Source organism: Leifsonia sp. fls2-241-R2A-40a (assembly GCF_030209575.1).
Lineage (GTDB): Bacteria > Actinomycetota > Actinomycetes > Actinomycetales > Microbacteriaceae > Leifsonia.
The window spans coordinates 399,047-417,575 of record NZ_JARVRS010000001.1 but is presented as its reverse complement, the minus strand read 5'-3'; the positions used below and the strand labels follow the sequence as shown (position 1 = coordinate 417,575).

19 protein-coding genes are annotated in these 18,529 nt (G+C 70.5%); 8 read left to right on the top strand and 11 right to left on the bottom strand.

All coding sequences use genetic code 11. The features are described 5' to 3' along the window. Positions 1-23 precede the first annotated feature (23 nt). The 4 genes from QRN40_RS02130 to QRN40_RS02115 form a co-directional block, all read right to left on the bottom strand. A complete protein-coding gene (locus tag QRN40_RS02130; RefSeq protein WP_285113833.1) occupies positions 24-1,454 on the bottom strand; it encodes a DHA2 family efflux MFS transporter permease subunit in 1,431 nt (476 codons plus the stop codon). An 83-nt stretch (positions 1,455-1,537) separates the two neighbouring features. Further along, entirely contained in the window at positions 1,538-2,089 is a 552-nt protein-coding gene (locus tag QRN40_RS02125) for a TetR/AcrR family transcriptional regulator (RefSeq protein WP_285113832.1), read from the bottom strand. Positions 2,090-2,147: 58 nt separating this feature from the next. Continuing rightward, entirely contained in the window at positions 2,148-3,185 is a 1,038-nt protein-coding gene (locus QRN40_RS02120) for a hemolysin family protein (RefSeq protein WP_285113831.1), read from the bottom strand. Continuing rightward, positions 3,178-4,527, bottom strand: coding sequence for a hemolysin family protein (locus QRN40_RS02115; RefSeq protein WP_502878890.1), 1,350 nt, complete (start codon positions 4,525-4,527; stop codon positions 3,178-3,180). Before QRN40_RS02115 ends, QRN40_RS02120 begins: the two co-directional genes overlap by 8 nt. A 212-nt stretch (positions 4,528-4,739) precedes the next feature. On the opposite strand from QRN40_RS02115, the gene QRN40_RS02110 reads away from it, so the two are divergent. Further along, the gene (locus tag QRN40_RS02110) at positions 4,740-5,117 is read left to right on the top strand and encodes a VOC family protein (protein WP_285113830.1); all 378 of its coding nucleotides are present in this window, start codon (positions 4,740-4,742) and stop codon (positions 5,115-5,117) included. A 40-nt stretch (positions 5,118-5,157) separates the two neighbouring features. Here the strand turns inward: QRN40_RS02110 and QRN40_RS02105 are convergent, their stop codons facing one another. Together QRN40_RS02105 and QRN40_RS02100 are read right to left on the bottom strand one after the other, a co-directional pair. Then, on the bottom strand, positions 5,158-6,240 hold the full coding sequence (locus tag QRN40_RS02105; protein ID WP_285113829.1) for an NADH:flavin oxidoreductase/NADH oxidase: 1,083 nt from the start codon (positions 6,238-6,240) through the stop codon (positions 5,158-5,160). Positions 6,241-6,248: 8 nt separating this feature from the next. Then, entirely contained in the window at positions 6,249-6,866 is a 618-nt protein-coding gene (locus tag QRN40_RS02100) for an HAD family hydrolase (protein WP_285113828.1), read from the bottom strand. 82 nt (positions 6,867-6,948) lie between these two features. Here QRN40_RS02100 and QRN40_RS02095 point away from each other — a divergent pair, with 82 nt between their 5' ends. Genes QRN40_RS02095 through QRN40_RS02075 form a run of 5 tightly spaced genes read left to right on the top strand, consistent with a single transcriptional unit; the run spans position 6,949 to position 11,041 of the window. Then, positions 6,949-7,806, top strand: a complete 858-nt coding sequence (locus QRN40_RS02095; protein WP_285113827.1) for an ADP-dependent NAD(P)H-hydrate dehydratase — start codon at positions 6,949-6,951, stop codon at positions 7,804-7,806. A 45-nt stretch (positions 7,807-7,851) separates the two neighbouring features. Next, positions 7,852-9,192, top strand: a complete 1,341-nt coding sequence (locus QRN40_RS02090) for a glycosyltransferase family protein (protein ID WP_285113826.1) — start codon at positions 7,852-7,854, stop codon at positions 9,190-9,192. A gap of 15 nt (positions 9,193-9,207) precedes the next feature. Beyond that, positions 9,208-9,516 carry a thiamine-binding protein gene (locus QRN40_RS02085; RefSeq protein WP_285113825.1) on the top strand — a complete coding sequence of 103 codons (309 nt, stop codon included), beginning with the start codon at positions 9,208-9,210 and terminating at the stop codon, positions 9,514-9,516. A 1-nt stretch (position 9,517) separates the two neighbouring features. Then, positions 9,518-9,751, top strand: a complete 234-nt coding sequence (locus QRN40_RS02080; RefSeq protein ID WP_285113824.1) for a hypothetical protein — start codon at positions 9,518-9,520, stop codon at positions 9,749-9,751. Between the two features lie 9 nt (positions 9,752-9,760). Further along, positions 9,761-11,041 (top strand): MFS transporter, encoded by a 1,281-nt coding sequence (locus QRN40_RS02075; protein WP_285113823.1) that lies wholly within the window; start codon positions 9,761-9,763, stop codon positions 11,039-11,041. 96 nt (positions 11,042-11,137) lie between these two features. Here the strand turns inward: QRN40_RS02075 and QRN40_RS02070 are convergent, their stop codons facing one another. The 5 genes from QRN40_RS02070 to QRN40_RS02050 all read right to left on the bottom strand — a co-directional run bounded on the left by QRN40_RS02070 (position 11,138) and on the right by QRN40_RS02050 (position 16,881). After that, positions 11,138-11,791, bottom strand: coding sequence for a response regulator (locus QRN40_RS02070; RefSeq protein ID WP_285113822.1), 654 nt, complete (start codon positions 11,789-11,791; stop codon positions 11,138-11,140). A 34-nt stretch (positions 11,792-11,825) separates the two neighbouring features. After that, positions 11,826-13,043 carry a hypothetical protein gene (locus QRN40_RS02065; RefSeq protein ID WP_285113821.1) on the bottom strand — a complete coding sequence of 406 codons (1,218 nt, stop codon included), beginning with the start codon at positions 13,041-13,043 and terminating at the stop codon, positions 11,826-11,828. Continuing rightward, positions 13,040-14,206 (bottom strand): sensor histidine kinase, encoded by a 1,167-nt coding sequence (locus tag QRN40_RS02060; protein WP_285113820.1) that lies wholly within the window; start codon positions 14,204-14,206, stop codon positions 13,040-13,042. Before QRN40_RS02060 ends, QRN40_RS02065 begins: the two co-directional genes overlap by 4 nt. 16 nt (positions 14,207-14,222) lie before the next feature. Next, positions 14,223-15,428, bottom strand: a complete 1,206-nt coding sequence (gene metX, locus QRN40_RS02055; protein WP_285113819.1) for a homoserine O-acetyltransferase MetX — start codon at positions 15,426-15,428, stop codon at positions 14,223-14,225. 130 nt (positions 15,429-15,558) lie between these two features. Continuing rightward, positions 15,559-16,881, bottom strand: coding sequence for a bifunctional o-acetylhomoserine/o-acetylserine sulfhydrylase (locus tag QRN40_RS02050; RefSeq protein WP_285113818.1), 1,323 nt, complete (start codon positions 16,879-16,881; stop codon positions 15,559-15,561). A gap of 150 nt (positions 16,882-17,031) precedes the next feature. On the opposite strand from QRN40_RS02050, the gene QRN40_RS02045 reads away from it, so the two are divergent. Then, the gene (locus tag QRN40_RS02045) at positions 17,032-17,805 is read left to right on the top strand and encodes an SDR family oxidoreductase (protein ID WP_285113817.1); all 774 of its coding nucleotides are present in this window, start codon (positions 17,032-17,034) and stop codon (positions 17,803-17,805) included. A 1-nt stretch (position 17,806) separates the two neighbouring features. Then, the gene (locus tag QRN40_RS02040) at positions 17,807-18,529 is read left to right on the top strand and encodes a potassium channel family protein (protein ID WP_285113816.1); all 723 of its coding nucleotides are present in this window, start codon (positions 17,807-17,809) and stop codon (positions 18,527-18,529) included.

Below are 18,529 nucleotides of genomic sequence, written 5' to 3'. Positions count from 1 at the left end.
CCGCCCTCTTCGTCGTCCGGGGCTCAGCGCGAGCGGACCAGGGCGGTCACGCCGGCTCCCGTGATCGCCAGAACGGCGACCCCGAGGAAGAGGAGCAGGAACCCGCCCGAGGTCGCGGCGGTCGCGCCGCTGCCCGCCGCGAGCAGCGCGGAGGTCTGCGCGGCGGCGATGCCGCCGAGGATGGCCAGACCCAGGGCGCCGCCGATCTGCTGCGCCGTGTTGACCAGGCCGCTGGCCAGCCCCGACTCGGACTCGGAGACGCCGCGGACGGCGAGCTGCGTGGCGGTCACAAACGTGGCGCCGAGACCCAGGCCGATGACGACGCTCGGGAGCAGGAAGCCCGCGACGAACCCGGTGGATCCGGCCAGTGCCAGCCAGACGACTCCCGCCCCCAGCACCACCAGAGCGCCCGCGAGGGTCGAGCGCAGTCCCGCCTTGGCCACGACCGCGGGAACTACGCCCGCGATGCCGATGAGGGCGATCGCCAACGGCAGCTGGCTCAGGCCGGCCGCGAGGGCGTCGAGGTGCAGCACCTCCTGCAGGTAGACCGACAGGGCGAAGAACAGGGCGACCGTCGAGCCGCCGACGAGCAGCATCACGAGGTTCCCGGCCAGGGCGTCGCGGTTGCGGAAGAAGGAGAACGGCAGCAGCGGGTGGGATGCGCGGCGCTCGACGAGCACGAAAGCGGCGAGCAGCGCGAGGGCCGCGGAACCGAGGCCGAGGACGATCGGGCTGGTCCAGCCGAGAGTGCCGCCCTCGCTCAGCGCGGCGACCGCTGCGGCCAGGCCGAGGGTGGCCGTGGCGGCACCGGCCGCATCCATCCGCTCGCCGCCGGAGGTGCGGTCACGGGTGATGAGGAGCGGGATGGCGACGAGCACCAGGATGCCGACCGGCAGGTTGACGAAGAACACCGCGGGCCAGCCGAAGCTCGCCGTCAGCACGCCGCCGAGGAGCACGCCGGCGGCGCTGCCCATCCCGGCGACGGCTCCCCAGAGGCCCAGCGCCTTGCCGCGCGCGGCGCCGTCCGGGAAGAGCTGCGTCAGCAGTGCGAGCGAGGCCGGCGCGAGCAGGGCGGCGAAGGCGCCCTGGACGGCGCGGGCCGCGAGCAGCATCGTCCCGTCGACGGAGAGGCCGGCGGCGAGAGAGGCGAGGGCGAAGCCGGCGACCCCGATGAGGAAGACGCGACGGTGTCCGAAGCGGTCGGCGAGACGGCCGCCGAGCAGGAGGAGGCCGCCGAACGGGAGGACGTACGCGGTGACCACCCATGCCAGAGCGGCCGTGTCCAGGCCGAGCGCTGTGCCGACGGTCGGCAGCGCGATGTTGACGATGGAGGCGTCGAGGACCACCAGGAACTGGGCCAGGGCCAGCACGGCGAGAGCCCACCAGCGGTGGGAGCTGCGCGGTGCGGGCGGTGCGATCGAGGGGCGGGCTGCGGTTGCGGCTGAGGCGTTCATGATCTTTCCCTTCATGTGAGTGATTGGTCAATCACTCTTTGGATATGCGGATAGAGCGGATGGAACGGATGGGACGGGTGGGTTCAGGGGTGCCGGATGCCCACGGTCAGTGCGCGCGCCCAGGCCTCGGGCACGTCCTCGAGTCCGGCTGTGACGATGAGGTGGCACAGCTGGCCGTAGGCGATGAAGTGCTGGACCGCGTCGCCGTCGGCGCCGGAGCGCGTGGTGGCGAAACGCGTGATGCGGGCGAGGCCCTGGCGTAGCGCCTCGCGGATGACGGCGACGTCGGAGGCGGACTGCGCGTGCACCTGGAGCATCAGCAGCGAGCGGTCCGCGATGAGCTCGGCGTACGCGTCGCCCATGGCGTCGAGCACCTCGGCCGGTGTTCCGCCGTCGGCGGCGCGCGCTCCGTTCTCCAGCGCGCTCTCGATGCGCTCGAAGCAGCGCTCGAGGGCCGCCACGAACAGGCTCTCCTTGCTCGGGAAGAGCTTGAACACGTAGGCGGGGGAGATGTCCGCGTGGGAGGCGATCGCTGCGATCGGCGTGCCGAGGTAGCCGCTCCGTGCGAAGACGGAGATGGCGCTGTCGAGCACCGCTTCGCGGCGGTCGTCTGCGGTGGAGAGCGTTCGTGGCATGTGAGTGACTGTACACTCACTCTTTCGACGATGTCAAGAAAGGGAGGGCCGGGCCGACTCAGTTGCGCCGGGTCGCGTCCTGGACCTCGCCGACGAGCTCCTCGATGATGTCCTCGAGGAACAGCACGCCGGCGGTCGATCCCTCGCCGTCGACGACCCGGGCGAGGTGACTGCCGGAGCGGCGCATGGTCGCCAGCGCGTCCTCCAGGTCACTGCCGGCGAACACGGTCACCAGGCGGCGGATGCGCTTGGCCGGGACGGGGAGCTCGAAGCCGGTCTCCTCGAGGTCCAGCACGTCCTTGAGGTGCAGGTAGCCGGTCGGCTCGCCGTCGGCGTCCGGGACGACGTAGCGCGAGAAGCCGTGCTTGGCGACGGCCTTCTCGACGTCCGCGGGCGTCGGGGAGGCGGGGAGGGTGACCAGCGCGTCCAGGGCGACCGCCACATCCCGGACCTTCTTCGACGTGAACTCGAACGCGGCCGTCAGCGCGCCGGTGCGGTCGGTCAGCAGGCCCTCGCGGGTGGACTGCGACACGATCGTCGCCACCTCGTCGAGGGTGAAGGTGCTGGCCGCTTCGTCCTTCGGCTCCACGCCGAACAGCCGCAGCACGGCGTTCGCGCTCGCGTTCAGCGCCACGATGATCGGGCGAACCGCCCGGCCGATGCCGACCAGGGGAGGGGCGAGCAGCAGCGCCGCCTTGTCGGGCATCGAGAACGAGATGTTCTTCGGCACCATCTCGCCGAACACGACGTGCAGGAACGAGACGACGACCAGCGCGACGATGAACGCGATCGTGCCGATGACCTCCTCCGACCATCCCGTCGCGTGCAGCGGCACCTCCAGGAGGTGGTGGATCGCCGGCTCGGACACGTTCAGGATCAGCAGCGAGCAGACGGTGATGCCGAGCTGGGTGGTCGCCAGCATCAGGGTGGCGTGCTCCATCGCGAACAGGGCCGTCTTGGCGCTGCGCTTGCCGCGCTCGGCGAGCGGCTCGATCTGCGAGCGACGTGCGGAGATGACGGCGAACTCGGCGCCGACGAAGAAGGCGTTGACGGCCAGGAGCACGACCAGCCAGGCGATTCCGGCCCAGTCACTCATGAGCGACCCCCTCGCCGTTCACGTCGCCGGTGACGGCGACAGGGTCCGGCGTGTAGCGGATGCGGTCGACCCGGCGGCCGTCCAGCCGCTCCACCCGCAGCGTGCCGCCGTCGATCGGGACCTCGTCGCCGACCTTGGGCAGGCGGCCCAGCTCGTTCATCACGAAGCCCGCGACCGTCTCGTAGGGGCCGTCCTCCGGCACGGTGACGCTCGCGCGCTCCTCCAGCTCGTCGGGGCGGAGGATGCCGGGGAAGGTGATCGAGTCGCGCCCACGGATGACGCCTGCGCGGGTGCGGTCGTGCTCGTCGGCGACCTCGCCGACGATCTCCTCGACCAGATCCTCCAGGGTGGCGATGCCCGAGGTGCCGCCGTACTCGTCGACGACCACCGCCAGCTGGTACCCGCGCGCCCGCAGCTCGCCGAGCAGGGTGTCGAGGCCCATCGTCTCCGGGACGCGCAGCGGGTCGGTCATCAGCGCCGAGGCGGGCACGCGCGCGCGGCGCTGCCGCGGCACGGCGACCGCCTGCTTCACGTGCACCACGCCCAGCACGTCGTCGATGTCGTCGCCGATGACGGGGAAGCGCGAGTACCCGGTCTTCCGGGCGAGGTCGCTGACCGCCTGGGCGGGCTCGGTGCGCTGCACCGCCTCGATGCGGGGTCGCGGAGTCATGACGTCGGAGGCGGTGCGGGACGAGAAGGCGAGGGTCCGGCTGAGCAGCGTGGCCGTGTCCTCCTCGAGCACGCCGGCGCTCGCGGAGCGGCGAACCAGCGAGGAGAGCTCGTCGGCCGTGCGCGCGCCCGACAGCTCCTCCTTCGGCTCGATGCCCAGCAGACGCAGGAACCCGTTGGCCGTGCCGTTCAGCACCGCGACGAACGGGCGGAACACCGTGGTGAAGACGGTCTGGAACGGGATCACGAGGCGCGCGGTCGCCAGCGGCAGCGCCAGTGCGAAGTTCTTCGGCACCAGCTCGCCCAGGATCATCGACAGCAGCGTCGCCACCGTGATGGCGATGATGGTGGCGATCACGGTCACCGCGCCTCCGGGGAGCCCGGTGGCGGTGAGCGGATCGTGCAGGAGCGAACTGATGGCCGGCTCCATCGTGTAACCGGTGAGCAGCGTCGTCAGGGTGATGCCGAGCTGCGCGCTGGAGAGATGCGTCGACGTGATCTTCAGCGCCGCGATCGTCATCGTCAGGCGCGACTCGCCGCGCTCGCGCCGGGCCTCCAGATCGCCGCGGTCGAGGTTCACCAGGGCGAACTCGCTGGCGACGAACAGGCCGGTGCCGATGGTCAGCAGCAGGCCGACGCCGAGCATGATCCACTCAGAGAGCACGGCGGTCACCTCGCTCGCGTTCGAGGCGGCTCACGCGACGGAATGGGCTACTAGAGGGAGGGTCGTCCATTTGCCCGCCAGTATATCGAGGCAGGATGCGCGGCCTGCGGGAGTTCTCAGGCAGATTCCCAGCCGGATGCCCCGCTCCTAGACACCCGATTCCAGTAGTCCCTCGGCGTGCGCCCGCGCGTATCATCGCGGCCGGATGAAGGAGGAACATCATGTTGGAGTCGTGTGTGACCTACTCCGTGCTTCCTGCCTCCGACCTGCAGCGGGCCACCGCGTGGTACCGCGACAAGCTGGAGCTCGAACCCGAGCAGACGCAAGACCAAGGAGTGCTGTACGGCACCGGATCGGAAGCGAAGATCTTTCTCTACGAGACGCCGAACGCCGGCACGGCGCAGAACACCGCGATGTGCTGGCTGGTCGACGACATCGAGGCCGCTCTGGCGCACCTGAGAGGCCGGGGAGTCGTGTTCGAGGACTACGACTTCCCCGGCCTGCACACCGAGAACGGCATCGCCGAGGATGACATGGGCCGGTCGGCCTGGTTCCGGGACAGTGAGGGGAACTACCTCTGCCTGACCCAGCCCGCCTGATCGGAGCGGTCCGCAGCCGCGTCCCTGGGGGCGGACGCGGTCAGCGGCGCCAGCGGGCCCGGAGGTACTGCGGCGGCCAGTAGTCGACGTCGACCCCGAGTTCGTGGGCGGCGCGCAGCGGGAAGTGCGGGTCGCGCAGCAGTTCGCGCGCCAGCATCACCGCATCCGCCTGCCCGCTCTCCACGATCTCGGCGGCCTGCTGCGGCGTCGTGATGAGGCCGACGGCGCTCACGTCGACGTCGGACGTGCTGCGCACGTGGTGCGCGAACGGCACCTGGTAGCCGGGCTCGAGCGGGATGCGGATCCCGGCCTGGATGCCGCCGCTGGAGATGTCGAAGAAGTCGGCTCCCGCATCCTGCGCCCAGGCGGCGACGGTCGCGGTCTGGTGCTCGTCCCAGCCGCCCTCCGTCCAGTCGCTGGCCGAGAAGCGGACGAACAGGGGCGCCTCTGGCGCTTCCTCGCGCGCCGCGGAGACGATGCGCAGGAGGAGCCGGGCACGGTTCTCGAGCGAACCGCCGTACTCGTCGGTCCGCTGGTTCGAGATCGGCGAGAGGAACTGGTGCAGCAGGTAGCCGTGCGCGGCGTGGAGCTCGATCACCCGGAAGCCCGCCTCCAGCGAACGCCGCGTGGCGGAGCGGAAGTCGTCGACGATCCGGTCGATGCCTGCGGCATCCAGCTCTTCCGGGACGTCGTAACCGTCGAAGGCCAGCGCCGACGGCGCGACGGTCCGCCAGCCGCCCTCGGACGCGGGCACAGTGCCGGTGCGGCCCTCGAAGCCCCACGCGGCCCACGTGGACGCCTTGCGGCCCGCGTGGGCGAGCTGGATGGCGGGGACGGCTCCCTGGGACTCGATGAACGCGGCGATCGGCTTCCACGCGTCGCGCTGCTCATCGGTCCAGATGCCGGTGTCCTGCGGGCTGATCCGGCCCTCGGCGTTGACCGCTGTCGCCTCGGTGAACACGATCCCGCTGCCGCCCGCGGCGAAGCCGCCGAGGTGGACGAGGTGCCAGGTGTTCGGGATGCCCGACTGGTCCAGCACGGAGTACTGGCACATGGGGGAGGTCCAGATGCGGTTGCGCGCGGTCACGCCGCGCAGGGTCAGAGGGTCGAAAAGAGACGGCATGTCTTTATCTAAGACCCGAGACCTTCCAGATATGCCCGGAGCTCCTTCGGACTCGTGAAGACGTGGCCGGCGATGCCGAGCGCCTCGGCGCCGCGGACGTTCGCCTCCTTGTTGTCGACGAAGACCGTCTGCTCGGGGGTGACGCCGAGCTCGTCCATAACGTGCTCGAAGATCTCGGGGCTGGGCTTGATGGTGCCCAGCTCGCCGCTGACGAAGACTTTCTCGAAGAGGTCGCCGAGCGCGCCGTGCCGGAAGTAGGAGCCGAAGTCGCGGCCCGCATTCGAGAGCAGCGCCAGGCGCGTCCCGCCTTCCTTGAGGTCGAGCAGGACGTCCAGCGTCTCGTGGTCGATGGTGAGCCAGCTGCGGAAATCGGCGAGCCACAGCCGGTGGATGGTCGCATCGCCCCAGCTCTCGCCGAGCTCGCGCTCGATGCCCCGCCAGTAGGACTGGATGCTCAGCGTGCCCTGGTCGAGCGCATCCCGATGCCGCCAGTACGCCGGCCAGAAAACGCGGGCATCCCCGCCTGCGAGTTCTGTCAGAGCCGCGCGGTCCTCCTCGGACGGGGTCACCGAGATGACCTCGCCGTAGTCGAACACGATCACCTTTCTGGGGATGCTGATCGCCATGGTCTCAACCTATCGTGAGGTCGGAAGGGGTTCGATGGGTGCGGGCAGGCCCATCGGGCGGACGGCGACGAGCGGAGGCGCGATGACCGAGTGGCAGAGCTGGGACGAGCGGGATGCGGCGGCATGGATCGCCGTGCCGCAGGAGTCGAGCGACAAGTACTCCCGGGGCGTCCTCGGGGTGGTGACGGGCTCGGAGCGGTACCCGGGAGCCGCGGTGCTCGGTGTGGAGGGCGCGTCGCGCACGGGAGTCGGCATGATCCGGTACCTCGGGGCCGACCGCCCGGCCGAGGAGGTCGTCCGCCGCCGTCCGGAGGTGGTCACGGCACCGGGCCGGGTGCAGGGCTGGCTGATCGGCTCGGGGATGGATGCGGCCTCCCGTCCCGCCGACGACGCGCAACGCCTGCGCACGGCGTTGCGCGACGGAACGCCCCTCGTCATCGACGCCGGAGCCCTCGATCTGGTGGGCCGGGCGTCCGCCCCGGTCGTCGTCACGCCGCACTTCCGCGAACTGGCGACCGTGCTGGCCGCGGGCGCCGACGACGACTCGGATGCCGTGACCGCCGACGACATCGCTGCGGACCCGGCGGCCTGGGCGGTGCGGGCCGCCGACAGCCTCCGGGTCACCGTACTGCTGAAGGGCCACACGACGTACGTCGCCGCCCCGGGCGGTCCGCACTACGCGGTGACCGCCGGTCCCGCCTGGCTCGCCACGGCGGGCAGCGGGGATGTGCTGGGCGGCGTGCTGGGCGCCCTCGTCGCCACCCACGCCCGCGAGATCGACGAGGACGGGCACACGGCGCTGGCGGCGCTCGCCGCCACCGCGGCATGGGTGCACGGCCGGGCCGGCGAGCGGGCCTCCGGCGGCGGTCCCATCGTCGCCCTGGACATCGTCGGCGAACTGCCCGCCGTGGTGCGGGAGCTGGTGCGCGCGGGCGCCTGACCGGGTTCAGGGAGCCGTCTCCCGCATCCCCTAGGATGTGGCGCTATGGGGATGGAAGCGGCGCCGATCCGCGCCGAGTCGACTCCGCGCACCGAGCAGGGAACGCTCCGTCGCGTCCTCTACAGTCCCCTGTCGCTGTGGATAGCGTTCCTGGCTGTGCACCTCATCATCAGCGGGCTGGCGCTCGATCAGGGCAAGGGGCTCGGCGACGTCTTCCTCGTCTACAAGCCCTGGGCCCAGCTGGCGGCGCAGGGCACGCAGATCGTCGGGGTGAACTCCGACTGGGTCTACCCGTTCGGCGCCATCGTGCCGATCATGCTGCCGCTGCTGTTCGGTGCGGACGGCTACGTGTGGGCCTGGCTCAACATGGTGATGGTGCTCAACGCCGCCGCTTTCGCCGTGCTGATCGTCGGCCGCGAGCCGCGGCGCCTGATCGCCGCCTGGTGGTGGCTGGCGTTCCTGCTGCTCCTCGGCCCGATCGCAGTCGGCCGGCTCGACTCCGTCTCGGCGTCGCTCGCCATCGTCGGGCTGCTGTGGCTGACACTGCACGAGCGGGCCGCCGTCGTCGTGCTCACGGCCGCGACGTGGATCAAGGTCTGGCCCGCGGCCATTCTGCTAGCCGCCGTCGTGGCACTGCGCAGCCGCTGGCACATCGTGTGGGTGGCGGTCACGACCTCGGTGGTGATCGCCGCCGTACCGCTGATCTTCGGGGCGGGGTGGCACCTCCTCAGCTTCATCACCATGCAGACCGACCGGGGACTCCAGATCGAGGCGCCCGTCAGCACGATCTGGATGTGGCAGGCGGCGCTGCACGTGCCGGGCGCCGAGGTGTACTACTCCCGCGACCTCCTCACCTTCCAGGTCAGCGGGCAGGGCACGGCCGTGGCCGGCTCGCTCATGAACCCCTTGTTCGCCGTGACCGCGATCGTGGTGATGCTGATCGGTGTGCGGGCGATGCGGCGCGGGACGCCGTACACGCGCATCCTTCCCGAGCTCACGCTCGCACTGGTGACGGCGTTCATCGCGTTCAACAAGGTCGGCTCGCCGCAGTACGTGGTGTGGCTCGCCGCTCCCGTCGTGATCGGGCTGGCGTATCAAGGGCGCGGCTTCCGTACACCGGCGGTGCTGGTGCTGGTCACCGCGGGACTCACGCAGGTGTTCTACCCGTTCCTGTACGACTGGCTGCTGGTGCCGGAACCCGCGATGGTGGCCGTGCTGACCGTGCGCAACGTGATGTACTTCGTGATACTGGGCTGGACGATCGCAGCGCTGTGGCGGCGACGCCACCGTCAGGAGGCCGCGGGCGACCTCGTCCCGGCGCACGCGTGGCCGTTCCACTCGGCACCGGACGCGCACCCGGAACCGGTCGGCGGCAACGCCCGCTGAGAGAAGGAGGAAGACATGCTGGTGGCATTCTCCGTAGCACCGAGCGGCGGCGAGGGAGCCGACGCATCCGTGCACGATGCGGTCGCGGCGGCGGTGCGCGTAGTGCGCGAGTCGGGGCTCCCGAACCACACCGACGCGATGTTCACGACCATCGAGGGGGAGTGGGATGAGGTCTTCGACGTCGTCCGCCGCGCCACCGAAGCGGTCGGCCGGTTCGGGACGCGCGTGTCGCTGGTCCTGAAGGCGGACATCCGCCCGGGGTACTCGGGCGAGCTCGACGGCAAGGTGCAGCGGCTCGAGGCCGCGCTGGAACAGGGCGACTGACGTGGACCTCTACACGCTCATCAGCCTCCTGTTCGGTCTGTTCGTCGCGTTCGGGCCCTTCCTCATCGTCGTCGCCGTACTGGTGGCCGGTGTGCTGCTCGGCTGCGTGATCGTCGCCATCGTCGGCGCTGTCCGCACCGGGACCACCCGGCCCGAGGAGACACGGGACGTGGATGTCGCCGAGTTCTTCGAGGAACAGACCGCCGCTGCCGCGAGTCGAAACGATTCGATATAGGCTGGGCGGGTGACCCCGCTTATCGACGGGCCGGCGAAGATGTCGTCGGCCCGTATCCGTCTTGCCCTGCTTGCGCTCGCCCTCGGCGGCTTCGGCATCGGATCGACCGAGTTCGTCGCGATGGGTCTGCTGCCCAACATCGCGCACGACCTGCTGCCGCAGGTCTATGCGGCCTCGCCGACCGATGCGAACGCCCAGGCGGGCTGGATCATCTCGGCCTACGCGCTCGGGGTCGTCGTCGGCGCGCCGACCATCGCGGCGTTCGCCGCCCGCTGGCCGCGCAAGAAGCTGCTCCTGTGGCTGCTCGTCGCCTTCACCGTCGGCACCGTGGCGTCCGCGGTCGCGCCCACCTTCCAGCTGGTGATGCTCGCGCGCTTCGTCTCGGCGCTGCCGCACGGCGCCTACTTCGGGATCGCGTCGCTGGTCGCCGCATCCCTCATGGGCCCGGGGAAGCGGGGACGCGGGGTCGCGTTCGTGCTCTCCGGTCTGACGATCGCCAACGTCATCGGCGTTCCGACCATCACCTGGATCGGGCAGCACAACGGCTGGCGCATCGCCTACCTGGTGGTCGCTGCGATCTTCGCGCTCACCTTCGTCGCGGTCGCCTTCCTGGTGCCCTGGCAGTCGGGCGACGCCAAGGCCACGGTCAAGAACGAGTTGCGTGCGTTCACCCGGCTGCAGGTGTGGCTGGCCCTGCTGATCGGTGCGGTCGGCTTCGGCGGGTTCTTCGCCGTCTACACGTACATCGCGCCGATCTCGACCACGATCACCGGGCTCCCCGAGGGCGCCGTGCCGCTCGTCCTCATCCTCGCCGGGCTCGGCATGACCGTCGGCAACATCATCGGCGGCCGCGCGGCGGACCACAGCGTCCCGCGCAGCATGCTGCTGTTCTTCGCGATCCTGCTGGTGGGACTGGCGGCACTGTGGCTGACCGCCTCCACCCTCGTCGGACTGCTGGTGTCGGTGTTCGTCGTCTCGGGCGCCTGCTCGGCGCTGTCGCCGACCATCCAGACGCGGTTGATGGATGTGGCGCACGACAGCCAGTCGATCGCCGCGGCGCTCAACCATTCGGCCCTGAACATCGCGAACGCGGCCGGGGCGTTCTTCGGCGGGCTGACGATCGCCGCGGGCCTCGGTTACCTGTCGCCGGTGGTGGTCGGCGGTCTGCTGGCCATCGGCGGCATCCTGCTCGCGCTGATCTCGTTCGGCATCGACCGCTCCCGGGCCCGCCGCGGGGTGGACACCGGCGTGGTGCACGCCCAGCGCCCCGAGCCCGTCTCCGTAGACTGACCCCCTGGCCCCCGAGCACAGGAAAAACGCCCCGAATCCATGTGGATCCGGGGCGTTTCTCCTGTGCTCGGCGGCCTCGGCGGCCCGACGAGGGGGTCAGTCGTTCTGGAGGAGGATGCCGTCCTGGATGGCGCGCTTGCGGAGCGCGACCTTCGTGCCGACGTCGTAGCCGGCGACGCGGTACTTCTCGCGGATGCGCTTGAGGTAGCTCTTCGCGGTCTCGTCCGAGATGCCGAGCTGGAAGGCGACCGCCTTCACGGGCTCGCCCGCGCCGTACAGGGCCATGACGCGACGCTCCTGCGCGCTCAGCTTGGGCGCCCCGCCCGCCTCGCCGGCGTTGAGCGCCAGGTCGAGCTCGGCCGAGATGAACGACTCTCCCTTGCGGGCGGCGCGGATCGCCTCGACGATCATCTCCGCATCCTCGCTCTTCACGAGGTAGCCCATGGCGCCCGCGGCGAGAGCCTCGCGTACGACCGCCGGCTCGGAGTAGGTGCTCATCAGCACCGTCGCGACACCGGTCGTCTTCAGCGTCGACAGCTTCAGCGAGATCGGGATGTTGTCCTTGAGGTCGAGGTCGAGCAGGACCACGTCGACCGGGAACTCGGGATGCGTCAGCAGTTCCGGCCAGCTGGCGACGGCCGCGACCATGCGGATGTCGTCAGCGGCGCTGCGGATCCACTCGGTCAGTGCTCCGAGGAGCATCTTGTGGTCGTCGACGATCGCGATCCGAATCGGCGGTTCCTCGCTCATGGGGGTGCCTCTCTCTGTACCGGTCGGGCTGGTTTCAGCCCAGCTCGGCTGATTTGTCGCTCACCGTGGTGATCTCGATGCGCAGGGTCGATCCTGAGAACGACTCGACGTAGCGTCCTACCTTACGGATAGCTTGCCATGCCGCCGGGTCTACCCCGTTTCGCGGCACACCGCTGGTCGCGATCACGATCGACATCGTCGCGTTGGGGTTCGCGGTCCGCGGGTACGTGCCGACCGGGCGTGTCAGATCGAGCGTGAGCGTGCGCGGCTGGCCGGCGCCGGTGCGCACGGGGTCGCTGATCAGCAGCCACACAGCGGTGAGCAGACCGTCGCGCTGATCGCGCTTGAGGCCGGCGGCGAGTCCGTCGGGGTCGGTCAGCGTGACCGAGGGCCCGAGCAGCGCCGACTCGGTGACGGCGTGATAGAGCCAGGTCTCTTTGCGGCCCTGGATGAGGTGCAGGCGCAGCTCGGTCGCGATGCTGGCCGCCGCGTCCGCCGTGTCCTCGTCGAGTGGGAGCGCCGTGCGTCCGGTGGCGACGCCGTCGAGCAGGCGCTCGGCGGCGAGGTCGAGCCGGGCGAGCTCCTCGGAGGCGAGCATCCCGATCGCGTACCCCGGCGACACCACCGTGCTCTGCACCTGGACGAGGTCGAGTTCCAGCTGGACCAGGATGCGCAATGACCGGACGATCTGCATGCCCACGAGCGGCGGGGCGACGGCGATGGCGACCGTCACGAGCCCGGGGCCCAGGAGTTGCGGGTCGGGCAGCGCGCGCCAGATCACGACGACGCCGAGGACGACGCCCAGCACTGTGGCCGACAGCAGGATGTCGCGGGCGGGCCGCACCGGGACGCACAGCAGCAGAGCCGGACCGACCGCGGCTGCGGCGGTCAGCGGCACGTCGGCGCCCCCGACCGGCCAGGTGCCGGCGATGTCGAGCACGACCGCGGCCGCCCAGATCGCGAGCGCTCCGAGGAACAGCCAGAGCGGCAGCTCGTCGGGGAGGCGGAACCGCAGGACGAGGGCCGCGACCAGCGTGACGGCCACCAGCACCCACGCCGCGACGCTGAGCCCGAGCGCCGGGTACTCGGGCACGTTCAGGGCGAACAGGATGAGCAGGAAGGCGATCAGCGCGACCGTGGCCACGTTGAAGCCGAGATCGAGGCGGGCGCGGCTCAGCGCATCCCGCTCGTCGCCGACGGCGCCCCGCGCCATCGGACTGCGCGGGACGGTGCGCTCGTCGAGACGGCTCACTTCGGGACCTCCAGCACCACGGTCGTCCCGCTGCCGGGCGAGGAGAACAGGCGGGCGTTGCCGCCGACGTCGCGGAGTCTGGCCACGATCGACTCGGTGAACCCGAGCCTTCCGGTGTCGATCGTCGCCACGTCGAAGCCCTTCCCCGCATCCGTCACCATCGCCCGCACGTTCGCCTCATCGTCGGTGATCGTGACGTGGGCCTCGTTCACGCCGGAGTGACGGCGGACGTTCTCGAGGCACTCGCCCAGGGCGAGCAGGAAGGCGTCCAGCACATCGCTCGGCAGCAGCACCTGGCCGGCGCCGTGCCAGTTGACCTCCAGCCCCATGCGGCGGAAGCGCTGCTTGACCGATTCGAGGGTGTTGCCCAGGGTGGACTCCTCCACGGGCTTCAGCTTGTAGTCGCCGGACCGTGCAGGGTCCGGGGTGAAGCCGAGGCGGAGCTGCCGCAGCAGGGCCGCATCCTCGGCCGCCTGCTCGCGCAGCGCTCCGTGGCTGACGCCGACACCGGAGTGGGCGAGCAGCGTCAGCGTCGCAAGGACCGTGTCGTGGAGCAGTCGAGCGCTCTGCCGGCGGCGCGCCTCCGTCTCGCTGGCCTGGCGCTCGACGCGGTAGGCGCGGCTCATCGTCGAAATGCGCTTCAGAGTGCGGGGGACCGTCCGGGACAGCCACACCCCGGTCGCGGTGAGGGCGATCCAGCCGGTCATGGTGAAGACGAGCGGCTCGATCATCCGCGAGCCGGTCATCCCGAGCGTCACGCCGAGCGCGGTGACGGTGGCGGCGGCCCACGCGACCAGCAGGATCACGCGGGCGCGCGTGGTCACCGCGAGCACGCAGACACACGCCACGGATGCGGCGCCGATGACGCCGACGGCACTGATCGCCGACGGTCCGAGGGCCGTGCCGGGCAGCATGTGGATGAGGATGAGCGCGACGCCCGCGACCACGATGACCCACATCCAGAGCGTGAGCCGGAGCAGGCCGGCGAGCTGCCACTGCGCGTAGCCGAGGCACACGATCAGCACCACGGAGGCCAGGTACAGCGGGAGCGGCAGCGAGCCCGGGACGCTCAGGCAGAGGAACGCCGTGACGGTGGCCGTCAGACCGACGGTGCGGGCCGTAGCGGCGAGCAGCCGATCACGCTCCTTCTGGATGCGCGACATGCCACTCCACCTTTCGTCAGTCGGCGAGCAGTCGCCGCAGCTGTGCGCTGACGGCGTCGTCCTCGATCAGGAATCCGTCGTGGCCGAAGTCCGAGCGGATCACCACTGGAACTCTACCGTCCAGCGTGTGCGGAACATGGTAGGCGATGAGCTCTTGTCCTTCGACGGGGAACAGGCGGTCGCTGTCGATGCCGACCACCAGGGTCCGGGCGCTGACCCGCGACAGCGCTGCCGCGAGTCCGCCGCGGCCACGGCCGACGTCGTGCGAGTTCATCGCCTCCACCAGTGTGATGTAGCTGTTGGCGTCGAAGCGGCGGGTGAACTTGTTGCCGTGGAAGTCGAGGTACGACTCGACGGCGAAGCGCCCGCCTCCGCCCAGCGGGCTGATCTCGCTCTGCCAGGCGCGCTCGAACCGCACGTTGAGCTCCGACGGGCTCCGGTAGTTGAGCAGCGCCATGCGGCGGGCGAGCGCGAGACCCCGATGCGGCCCGTTGCCGTCGCCCGCGTCGTAATACTGGCCGCCGCGGAACAGCGGGTCGGTGCGCACGGCCTCGATCTGCACCGAGTTGAGGGCGATCTGGTCGGCCGTCGAGTGCGGGGGAGCGGCGATCACGGCGAGCCGTTCGACGCGGTCCGGGAACATGATCGCCCACTCCAGTGCCTGCATCCCGCCCATGGAACCGCCGACGACGCCCGCCCAGCGCTCGATGCCGATGGTGTCGGCGAGGGCGGCCTGGGCGTTCACCTGGTCGCGGATGGTGGTGAACGGGAAGCGCGCGCCCCACTCGGCCCCGTCGGGGGCGAGGGAGGCGGGGCCGGTGGTCCCTTGGCAGCCGCCGAGCATGTTGGGCGCCACGACGAACCAGCGGTCGGTGTCGATCGCCTTCCCCGGGCCGACGATGCCCTCCCACCAGCCGGGAGTGCGGTGGCCGGGGCCCGCCGGGCCGATCGCGTGCGAGTCGCCGGTCAGGGCGTGGAGCACGAGGACCGCGTTGTCGCGCTCGGGGGACAGCTCGCCCCAGGTCTCGTACGCCACCCGGACGAACGGGAGGCTCTCGCCGCTCTCGAAACCGAACGCGCCGATCCCCGCGAAGAGCCGGCCTCCCGGTGCGTCGGACTCCTTCCAGGCGCCGCTCGCCGGCGGCTTGCCGAGCAGCGTCCGCGCCTGGGCGTCGGTGATGAAACTCGACGGCGCCGTGTCGGCGGTTGTCTGCCACTCCATGCTGTCTATTCTTCCCGAGCGCGCGCATCCCCTGCGCTCTGTTACGCCCCGCCGCCGAGCACAGGCAAAACGCCCGCCGAATCCGCATTCGGCGGGCGTTTTTCCTGTGCTCGGCGGCTACGGGCCAGGGCTAGGCGCGGGCGGCCTCCACGACCGAGCGGGCGGCGGCCAGGCCTGCGGTGAGGTCGGCCTTCAGGTCGTCGACGTTCTCGAGGCCGACCGAGAGGCGCACCAGGCCCGGGGTGACACCCGCGGTGAGCTGCTGCTCCGGGGTCAGCTGCGAGTGGGTGGTGGACGCCGGGTGGATGACCAGGCTGCGCACGTCGCCGATGTTGGCCAGGTGGCTGAACAGCGAGAGGTTGTCGACGAGGGCGGCGCCCGCATCCACACCGCCCTTGAGCTCGAACGACAGGACGGCGCCGACACCCTTCGGGGCGTACCGGTTGGCGGCCGCGTACCACGGGCTCGTCGGCAGGCCGGAGTAGTTCACCGTCGCGACATCGGGGTGCGCCTCCAGGAACTCGGCGATCTCCTGCGCGTTCTGCGTGTGGCGCTCGACGCGCAGCGAGAGGGTCTCGATGCCCTGGATGAGCTGCCAGGCGCTCGCCGGGGCGATGGCCGCGCCGAGGTCGCGGAGCAGCTGGACGCGCGCCTTGATGATGTAGGCGAGTCCGTCGCCGACCGCGGCCGTGTAGCTCGCGCCGTGGTACGACGGGTCCGGCTCGGTCAGGCCCGGGAACTTCTCGACGTTCTTCGACCACTCGTACGTGCCGCCGTCGACGATGATGCCGCCGATGACCGTGCCGTGGCCGCCGAGGAACTTCGTCGCGGAGTGCACGACGATGTCGGCGCCGTGCTCGAACGGACGGATCAGGTACGGGGTGGCGATCGTGTTGTCGACGATCAGCGGGACGCCCGCCTCGTGCGCCACGTCGGCGACGAGGGCGATGTCGAGGATGTTGATCTTCGGGTTGCCGATGGTCTCCGCGAAGAACAGCTTGGTGTTCGGGCGGACCGCGCGACGCCACTCGTCGGCGTCGTCCTGGTTCTCGACGAACGTCGTCTCGATGCCGAGCTTCGCCAGCGTGTACTTGAACAGGTTGTACGTGCCGCCGTAGATCGAGCTGGAGGAGACGATGTGGTCGCCGGCCTGGGCGATGTTCAGCACCGCGAAGGTCTCGGCGGCCTGGCCGGAGGCGACGAGCAGCGCGCCCGTGCCGCCTTCGAGCGCGGCGACGCGCTCCTCGACGACGGCCTGCGTCGGGTTCTGGATGCGGGTGTAGATGTTCCCGAACTCGGCCAGCGCGAACAGGTTCTTCGCGTGCTGGGCGTTGTTGAAGACGTACGAGGTGGTCTGGTAGATCGGCGTGGCCCGGGCGTTGGTCACCGGGTCCGGGGCAGCTCCTGAGTGGATCTGCTTGGTCTCGAACTGCCAGTCGGCGGCATCGGTCATGGCGTCTCTCCTTCGGGTGTGAGGTCAGGGGTCGCGAGCGGTCTGCCACCGCCGTCCCCAGCAGGCTATTCGCGTGGCAGCGTGTGGGCAACGGATCCGAAACACGCCGTAACCCGCCACAAATTCGTCCGATCCCGCCAGAATGACGTCATGGAAAGACGCGTGGTCGTGACAGGAGCGAGTTCAGGAATCGGTGCGGCCACGGTGCGGGCCTTCCGAGCGGAAGGCTGGGACGTCGTGGGCGTCGCGCGGCGCGAGGACCGGCTCCGCGCGCTCGCCGAGGAGACCGGCGCCGAGGTGTTCGCGGCCGACCTGACGAAGCAGGACGATGTGGATGCGCTCCGCGACCACCTGGCGGCGACCGGCGGCATCCACGCCCTCGTCAACAACGCGGGCGGGGCGAAGGGGCTGGACTCGGTCGAGAAGTCGAGCATCGACGACTGGGCCTGGATGTACGAGATCAACGTCCTCGGCACCAAGCGGGTCATCTCGGCGCTGCTGCCGCTGCTCCGCCATGGCGCGCGCGAAACCGGCCACGCCGACATCCTGAACCTCACCTCGATCGCGGGCCTGACGGCGTACGCCGGCGGCGGCGGGTACAACGCGGCGAAGTTCGCCGAGCACGCCCTCACCGAGGTGCTGCGGCTGGAACTGAACGGCGAGCCTATCCGCGTGGTCGAGGTCGCTCCGGGGATGGTGGCGACGGAGGAGTTCTCGCTGGTCCGGTTCGGGGGCGACCAGGCCAGACGGGATGCGGTGTACGAGGATGTGCCGGAGCCGCTGTCGGCGGAGGACGTCGCCGAGACCATCGTCCACGCGCTGAGCCTTCCCCGGCACGTCGACCTCGACCTCATCGTGGTCAAACCCGTCGCCCAGGCAGCTCCCTACCGGCTGCACAAGGGCCCGCTGCAGGTCGGGGACTGACATGAGCGACGAGGATGACGCCAAGCGTCTGCGGTGGGAGCGGGCGACCGCCTGGCCCGGCATCGGGGCGAGCGTTCTCTTCCTCATCGCGTACTCGTGGAACATCCTCGACGAGACCAAATCGGCGACGACCACCGTCATCCTGGTCGTGGTGCTGGTGGCGGTGTGGGCGTTCTTCGTCCTCGACTTCGTGACGCGGCTCGTCCTCGCCCGCCACAAGAGCGACTTCGTCCGGCACAACCTCGTCGACCTGCTGTCGGTGTTCGTCCCCATGGCGCGGCCCTTCCGGCTGCTGACCGGCCTACGGCACCTGCCCGGGCTCCAGGGCAACAGCGGGTCGCACCTGCGCCGGCGCGTGATCATCATCGCGGCGAGCTTCATCATCATGTTCATCTACGTGATCTCGCTCGCGGAGTTCCAGGTGGAGCGGTACGCGCACGGCTCGAACATCCGCTCGTTCGGCGACTCGGTGTGGTGGGCGTGCGTCACGATGGCGACCGTGGGCTACGGCGACTACTACCCGGTGACCGTGCCGGGCCGGGTGCTCGCCGTGGTGCTGATGGTCGGTGGCGTGGCGATCGTCGGAACCGCGAGCGCCACCATCGTCAACTACCTGAACGAGCGGACGCGCGCCCTGCGGCACGACCGCGAGGAGCAGGAGCAGCGGCTGCTCGACCACCCCGCGCTCGACCACCCCGCGGACGAGCGCGGCGACGGCGGCTGA